The 6,991-nt window shown below is 68.4% G+C and carries 5 protein-coding genes and 2 pseudogenes; 3 read left to right on the forward strand and 4 right to left on the reverse strand.

Going from position 1 to position 6,991, the window contains the following annotated elements; translation table 11 throughout:
• From QNJ12_RS22825 to QNJ12_RS22835, 3 genes and pseudogenes are all read left to right on the forward strand, one after another.
• Positions 1 to 251, forward strand: a pseudogene (locus QNJ12_RS22825) (hypothetical protein); the annotation flags it as partial.
• 13 nt (positions 252 to 264) lie between these two features.
• Complete coding sequence (locus QNJ12_RS22830) at positions 265 to 2,193, forward strand: fumarate reductase/succinate dehydrogenase flavoprotein subunit (protein ID WP_300626285.1); 1,929 nt, start codon at positions 265 to 267, stop codon at positions 2,191 to 2,193.
• Positions 2,190 to 2,963, forward strand: coding sequence for a succinate dehydrogenase/fumarate reductase iron-sulfur subunit (locus QNJ12_RS22835; RefSeq protein ID WP_300626287.1), 774 nt, complete (start codon positions 2,190 to 2,192; stop codon positions 2,961 to 2,963). The genes QNJ12_RS22830 and QNJ12_RS22835 overlap by 4 nt, the downstream gene beginning before the upstream one ends.
• 55 nt (positions 2,964 to 3,018) lie before the next feature.
• On the opposite strand, the gene QNJ12_RS22840 is transcribed toward QNJ12_RS22835, so the two are convergent.
• The 4 genes and pseudogenes from QNJ12_RS22840 to QNJ12_RS22855 all read right to left on the reverse strand — a co-directional run.
• Positions 3,019 to 3,540, reverse strand: a complete 522-nt coding sequence (locus tag QNJ12_RS22840) for a hypothetical protein (protein WP_300626289.1) — start codon at positions 3,538 to 3,540, stop codon at positions 3,019 to 3,021.
• 9 nt (positions 3,541 to 3,549) lie between these two features.
• Positions 3,550 to 3,867: pseudogene (locus QNJ12_RS23835) on the reverse strand (transposase); the annotation flags it as partial.
• 69 nt (positions 3,868 to 3,936) lie between these two features.
• Positions 3,937 to 5,304 (reverse strand): wax ester/triacylglycerol synthase domain-containing protein, encoded by a 1,368-nt coding sequence (locus tag QNJ12_RS22850; RefSeq protein WP_300626293.1) that lies wholly within the window; start codon positions 5,302 to 5,304, stop codon positions 3,937 to 3,939.
• 127 nt (positions 5,305 to 5,431) lie between these two features.
• A partial coding sequence (locus QNJ12_RS22855; protein WP_300626295.1) for an ABC-F family ATP-binding cassette domain-containing protein occupies positions 5,432 to 6,991 on the reverse strand: 1,560 nt, incomplete at its 5' end.

Here is a 6,991-nt window from a genome sequence, read left to right on the forward strand (position 1 = left end):
TGGCGATCATCTACATCGTCGCCAACGTCGCGCTCGCGGTGCACATCTTCCACGGGGCCTGGTCGATGTTCCAGAGCCTCGGGGTCACGAGCCCGCAGTACAACCACCTGCGGCGCTACGTCGCCTACGGCATCTCGGCCGTGATCCTCGTCGGCAACGTCAGCTTCCCGATCGCCGTGCTCACCGGGATCGTCGACCACGTCGAGCCCACCTACCTCGAGGAGGCCTCGGCGCTCCTCTCCCTGATCTGAAGGAGCGCCGACCATGAGCGACACACTCAACCTCGACCCGAAGATCCCCGAGGGCCCGATCGGCGAGAAGTGGTCGAACTACCTGTTCAACCACAAGCTCGTGAACCCCTCGAACCGCCGGAAGTTCGAGGTCATCATCATCGGGATCGGCCTCGCCGGTGCCGCTGCCGCGGCGACCCTCGGCGAGCAGGGCTACCAGGTGAAGGTGTTCACCTACCACGACTCCCCGCGGCGGGCGCACTCGATCGCCGCCCAGGGCGGGATCAACGCCTCGAAGAACTACAAGAACGACGGCGACAGCGACTTCCGCCTCTTCTACGACACCGTCAAGGGCGGCGACTACCGCAGCCGCGAGGCCAACGTCTACCGGCTGGCCGAGGTGTCGGGGAACATCATCGACCAGTGCACCGCCTCGGGCGTCCCGTTCGCCCGTGAGTACGGCGGTCTGCTCGACAACCGCTCGTTCGGCGGCGCCCAGGTCGCCCGCACGTTCTACGCCAGGGGTCAGACCGGCCAGCAGCTGCTGCTCGGCGCCTACCAGGCGCTGGCCCGCCAGATCGGGCTCGGCAACGTCGAGCTCCACAACCGCTCCGAGCTCCTCGACGTGGTCGTGATCGACGGCGCCGCCCGCGGCGTCGTGGTCCGCGACCTCATCACCGGCGAGATCTCCGCCCACTCCGCTCACGCCGTGGCGCTCGGCACCGGCGGCTACTGCAACGTGTACTACCTGGCCACGATGGCCAAGATGTCCAACGTCACCGCGGCGTGGCGGGCCCATCGCAAGGGCGCCGCCTTCGCCAACCCCTGCTACACGCAGATCCACCCGACCTGCATCCCGCAGAGCGACGAGTTCCAGTCGAAGCTCACGCTGATGTCGGAGTCGCTGCGCAACGACGGCCGGATCTGGGTGCCCAAGGACCCGGACGAGCGACGGCCGGTGTCCGACATCCCCGAGGACGACCGCGACTACTACCTCGAGCGGATCTACCCGAGCTTCGGCAACCTGGCTCCCCGGGACGTGTCGTCGCGAGCCGCGAAGCGGGCCGTCGACGCCGGCCAGGGTGTCGGTGAGCTGAAGAACGGCGTCTACCTCGACTTCGCCGACGCGATCGGCCGCCTCGGCGAGCAGGTCATCCGTGATCGCTACGGGAACCTGTTCGACATGTACCAGAACATCACCGGCGAGAACCCCTACCAGGTGCCCATGCGCATCTACCCGGCGCCGCACTACGCGATGGGGGGACTCTGGGTCGACTACGAGCTGCAGACCACCATCCCGGGCCTGTTCGCCATCGGTGAGGCCAACTTCTCCGATCACGGGGCCAACCGCCTCGGCGCGTCGGCGCTCATGCAGGGTCTCTCGGACGGCTACTTCGTGCTGCCCTACACGATCTCGAACTACCTCGCCGAATGGCTCAACAAGCCGATCCCCGGCACCGACCACGAGGCGTTCAAGGTCGCCGAGCGCGAGGCGTCCGATCGCTTCAAGCGGTTCACGTCGATCGGCGGCACCCGTTCGCCCGACTACTTCCACCGCGAGCTGGGCAAGATCATCTGGGACTACTGCGGCATGGAACGCACCCAACAGGGCCTCGAGAAGGCGCTGTCGGAGATCCCGGCGCTGTACGAGGAGTTCCAGAAGGACCTGCGCATCACCGGTCCGGAGGACGGTGTCAACCAGACGCTCGAGAAGGCCGGCCGGGTCGAGGACTTCTTCGAGCTCGGCATGTTGATGTGCCGCGACGCATTGGTCCGCGAGGAGTCGTGCGGCGGCCACTTCCGGGCCGAGCACCAGACCGAGGAAGGTGAGGCGCTCCGCAACGACGACGACTTCGCCCACGTCACGGCGTGGGAGTGGTCGGGTGACCCGAACGCCCCGATCGAGAACCGGGAACCCCTCGTCTACGAAGAGGTCAAGTTCCAGACCAGGAGCTACAAGTGAGCGAGCTGACCAATCTCACACTGCGGATCTGGCGCCAGAGCGGTCCCGACCAGGCAGGTCACTTCGAAGATCACGCGATCGAGTCGATCAGCGACGAGGCCTCGTTCCTCGAGATGCTCGACCTCCTCAACGAGCAGTTGATCGAGGCGGGCAAGGAAGCCGTGGTGTTCGACCACGACTGCCGCGAGGGCATCTGTGGCACCTGCTCGCTGATGATCGACGGGCAGGCGCATGGGCCGCAGCGCCGCAGCGCGACGTGTCAGCTGCACATGCGCCAGTTCTCGTCCGGCGACACGATCACGATCGAGCCGTGGCGGGCCAACGCCTTCCCGATCATCCGCGATCTGATGGTCGATCGCGCCGCGTTCGACCGGATCGTCGAAGCCGGCGGCTTCATCTCGGCCGAGACCGGTGGTGCGCCCGACGCGAACCTCATCCCGATCCCGAAGCCGGTCGCCGACGCAGCGATGGACGCCGCGGAGTGCATCGGCTGTGGCGCCTGCGTCGCGGCGTGCCCGAACGGCGCAGCCAACCTGTTCACCGGCGCCAAGGTCAGCCACCTCAACCTGTTGCCGCAGGGCCAGGCCGAGCGCTACCAGCGGGCCGAGGCGATGGTCGAGACGATGGATGCGCACTTCGGCTCGTGCACCAACCACGGCGAGTGCGAGGCGGCGTGCCCGAAGGAGATCTCGATCGACGTGATCGCCGTGATGAACGCCGACTACCGCAAGGCGAAGTTCAAGAACCGCAGGTCGCTCAGCCGGGTGTAGGCATTACCGCCGGTGTTACAGAAGGTGTCAGACACCATCGGTAACACCTGAGCGGTCATGCGGCGAGGTGCCGCTCGACCTCGTCGAGGACGCGGCCGACTGCCGGGTCAGAGGCAAGCCGTCGCCGCGCGCGTGAGAGGGCGGTCCGGCGGGCCCCGCCGGAGGGAAACGCCAGGAGCAGGTCGATCAACCGGCGGACGTGTTCGTCGTCGCACGACTCAGTGAGGAGCACGAGGACGTCCCGGCTGCGACGCGACGACCGATCCCGGTGGTCGTCTCCGGCACGCAGGTCGTCGCATGCCACCACGGCATCGACGAGCTGCCGGACGTCCTCGGGTTGCTGCCGTAGGAGGGTGGACGTGTGATCCTCCTCGGTGAATGCGCGGAACCGGGCGAGGTCCCCGTCGAAGTGCTCGAGGATGAGGTCGGTGTTCACGAACGCGGGCGCTCGTCGCAAGCCGAGGTACGTGCGATAGCTCGACCATCGATGGTCCGAGATCGCTGCGACGCCCGGGAGTTCGAGGGCATTGCGGTGGACGTACCTCGCCGACCACAACAGGTAGCCGTCGGTGGTCACCGGAATCGAGTGGTAGCGACCGCGAAACAGTGGGCCGTCGCGGCCGAGCCGATCGTTCGTGTGGCGTGTGAAGACGCTGCTGAGATGCTGCATCGCCTCCGGCAGACCGCCGCGCACTGCCCGCACGATCAGGTGGTAGTGGTTGCCCATCAGGCAGTACGCCAGGGTCTCGACGTCGAAGCGTTCGTGAATCTCGCCGAGTCGACGACCGAACTCGATCCGGTCGGTATCGCCGAAGAAGATCGCACGGCGATCGACACCGCGGTTCATCACGTGGTGAATGCCACCCTCGGCATCAACTCGTCGCCGTCGACCCATGACCAGCATCCTGCATACGGGGTGTTACAGGTGGTGTCAGACACCCGCTGTGACACCCGCTGTGACGGTTGCGGCTGATCAGGCGGGGACCGGCTCGGCGGTGACCGGTGCCGGCGTGGTCGCGTCGGCGATCGCCTCGTCGAGGCAGCGGAGGAAGCCGGCGCGGTCGGCGATGGCCGCGGCGTCCGACGTGATGCTGAACGACGCGACGCCGTCGTAGCTGAACATCGTGATGTTGACGGACGCGCCGGCCGGCGGTCCCATGGCGTAGAACTCGTCGACCTTCGCGCCGGCGAGGTACAGCGGGAAGGGAGGACCTTGCACGTTGGACGCCAGGATGTCGACGCCCTTCATCATGCCGCCGACGATCCACTTGGCGATCGGCTTGCCGAGCCGCTGCACGAACGCCGACACCGGGTTGATGTGCTTGAGCGCAGGCTCGGCGCGGAGCCTCGTGAGCTGCTCGCTGACCGAGGCCAACCGCTGGTCGGCCCCGCCGCCCGGGACGACGAGCGAGAGGCGTGCCGGGACGAAGTCGTTGCCGGCGTGGCCGGCGGTCCGCTCGGTGCGGCTGTTGACCGGCACGTGGACGCGCAGTCGCCTGCAGGCCACGCCGTGCGCGGCGTGGTAGCGGTCGGTGGCGTCGGCGAAGATCGAGACGAAGACGTCGTTGATGCTCGCCCCCGAGCGCTTGCTCGCCCGCTTGATGTCGTCGAGCGGAATGGCCCTGGCGTCGAGGTGCCGCCGGCCGCTCCGCTCGGTCATCAGCTTGCTGTGCGGCGTTCGGTGCGGGAACACGAGCCGGATCGTCGACGACGCCGTCGCAGTCGCATCGACCACGCTGTGCAACGGCCGGCGCGCGACCGTCGTGGCGGCCTGGCGGGTCTTGAACCACATGCGCCTGACCGGGCCGAACGCCTCGCGCTCGGGCTCCTCCGCGATGAAGTCGGTCGGCTCGACGGGCGGCGGATCGCGCTCGAGGTCGGTGAACGCGGCGAGCATGAGCACCATGCCCAGACCGTCGGCGATGGCGTGGTGCACCTTGATGACCGCTGCGCCGCCGCCACCCTCGAGTCCGGTCAACAGGCCCAACCTCCAGAGCGGTCGCGCCCGATCGAACGGCTCGTTGGCCCACCCCTCGGCGAAGTCGAGGACGTTGCGCGGCCCGGAGCCCTCGGGCATCGCGTGCACCGAGTAGTGCCGTGTGACGTCGAGGTCGTCGACAGCCACCCAGTTGGGGCGCTGACGGGCGGGTTCGACGCGCTCGCGGAGCCGCGGGATGGCCTCGATCATGCGGTCGATGTTCGCCTGCATCCGTTCGTCGGTCGGCACCGAGTCGAGCAACCACACCGCCATCACGGTCGACTGCAGGTGCGGGTCGTCCTCGATGTGCCAGATGATCGCGTCCGAACTACTCATCTGCGTGCGGTAGTGGACTGCGGGCATGGGCGGGCTCCTCCGGCGGCAAGGACGTACCGATGTTCATCGGCACGAATCGGCCCGTTGTTGAGACGTGGTGAGAACCTACGCCAGATCGAGGCGCAGCGCGGTCACCTGCCGCGAGACGGGCCCGTCAGGCGTTCGATCGCCACTCTGCCGGGCAGTCGAGGTGGTCGGTCACCGTGCAGTCGTCGCCGAACACGACGAAGCGGTCGAAGCCACGGAGGAACCAGCGATCGTGGGTGACCGCGATGACGGTGCCGTCGAAGCGGCCGAGCCCGGCCTCGAGTGCCTCGGCCGAGACGAGGTCGAGGTTGTCGGTCGGTTCGTCGAGGAGGAGGAGGGTGGCGCCCGAGACCTCGAGCAGGAGGATCTGCAGGCGCGCCTGCTGCCCGCCCGACATGGTCTCGAACGGCTGGTGGGCGCAACCCTGCAGTTCGTACCGGCGCAGCATGCCCATCGCGGGCGCGAGCACCACGTCGTGGTCGTGCAGGATCTCGACCGGGGTCCGCCCGAACCACTCGGGGTGCTCATGGGTCTGGTGGAACGAGCCGGGCACGACGCCGGCACCGAGCTTCCACCGCCCGTCGTGGTCGACGCCGTCGTCACCGCCGAGCAGCCGGAGGAAGTGGCTCTTGCCGACGCCGTTCCCCCCGAGCACCGCAACCCGCTCGCCGTACCACAGTTCGAGATCGAACGGGTCGGTCAGCCCGTCGATCGACAGCGCCTCGGTCGTGACCGCCCGCTTGCCCGTCCGGGCGCCTCGGAGCCGGACGTCGATCCGCTGGTCGCGCACCTCGACTGGACGCTCGTTCTTCTCGAGGAACTGCCGCAGCCTCGACTCGGCCGCCTTCAGCTTCGGCGCGAAGACCTCGCTGATGTGGGCCCGGCGTCGCAGCTCGGCCACGAGGTCCTCCAGCCGCTTGCGCTCGTCGTCGAAGTGTGCTGCGTCGCGGGCCCTCTTCTCCGCGTGCGCGGACTTGGCCTCGGCGTACCCGGCGAATCCGCCACCGTGCGTCCACGCTCCCGATGCCTCGATCGTGACGATCTTGGTTGCTGCGCCGGCGAGGAGCTCGCGGTCGTGGCTGACGAACAGCACCGTCTTGCGGGTGGCGTTGAGCTCGCGTTCGAGCCAACGCTTCGCCGGCACGTCGAGGAAGTTGTCGGGCTCGTCGAGCACGAGCAGCTCGGCCTCGCCGCGAAGGAGGAACTCGAGGGCCAGCCGCTTCTGCTCGCCACCGCTGAGCGTGCGCAACGGTCGGTCGGCGACGTCGCGGAAGTCGGCGCCGAGGGCCCGACCGCACGCTTCGTCCCATTGGACCTCGAGGTCGTAGCCGCCGGCATCGCCCCAGGCACTCAGCGCCTCGGCGTACCGCATCGGGTCGTCGCCGAGATCAGCCTCGGCCGCCGCGAGCCGCTCGCGCGCACGGCGGTGCCGCTCGGGCGACAACGACAGCAGCAACGACGTGACGTCGGCCGGTGCGTCGCCGCCGGGGCCGTTCATCCCGACGAGCTGGTGCATCACACCGATCGTGCCGCCCGCCGACACCGTGCCGGCCGTGGCGGCCTGTTCGCCGGTCACGATTCGCAGCAGCGACGTCTTGCCGACGCCGTTCGCGCCGACGAGGGCGGCCCGGTCGCCCGATCGGACGGAGAACGACACGTCGCGGAACAGCTCGTCGCCACTCGGCAG

It is taken from the genome of Ilumatobacter sp. (assembly GCF_030065885.1).
GTDB lineage: Bacteria > Actinomycetota > Acidimicrobiia > Acidimicrobiales > Ilumatobacteraceae > Ilumatobacter.

What these genes read in the sequence shown, in the direction of transcription:
- QNJ12_RS22830 (WP_300626285.1), top strand. Translation starts at nt 265, where the DNA reads ATGAGCGACACACTCAACCTCGACCCGAAGATCCCCGAGGGCCCGATC.
- QNJ12_RS22850 (WP_300626293.1), bottom strand. Translation starts at nt 5,304, where the DNA reads ATGCCCGCAGTCCACTACCGCACGCAGATGAGTAGTTCGGACGCGATC.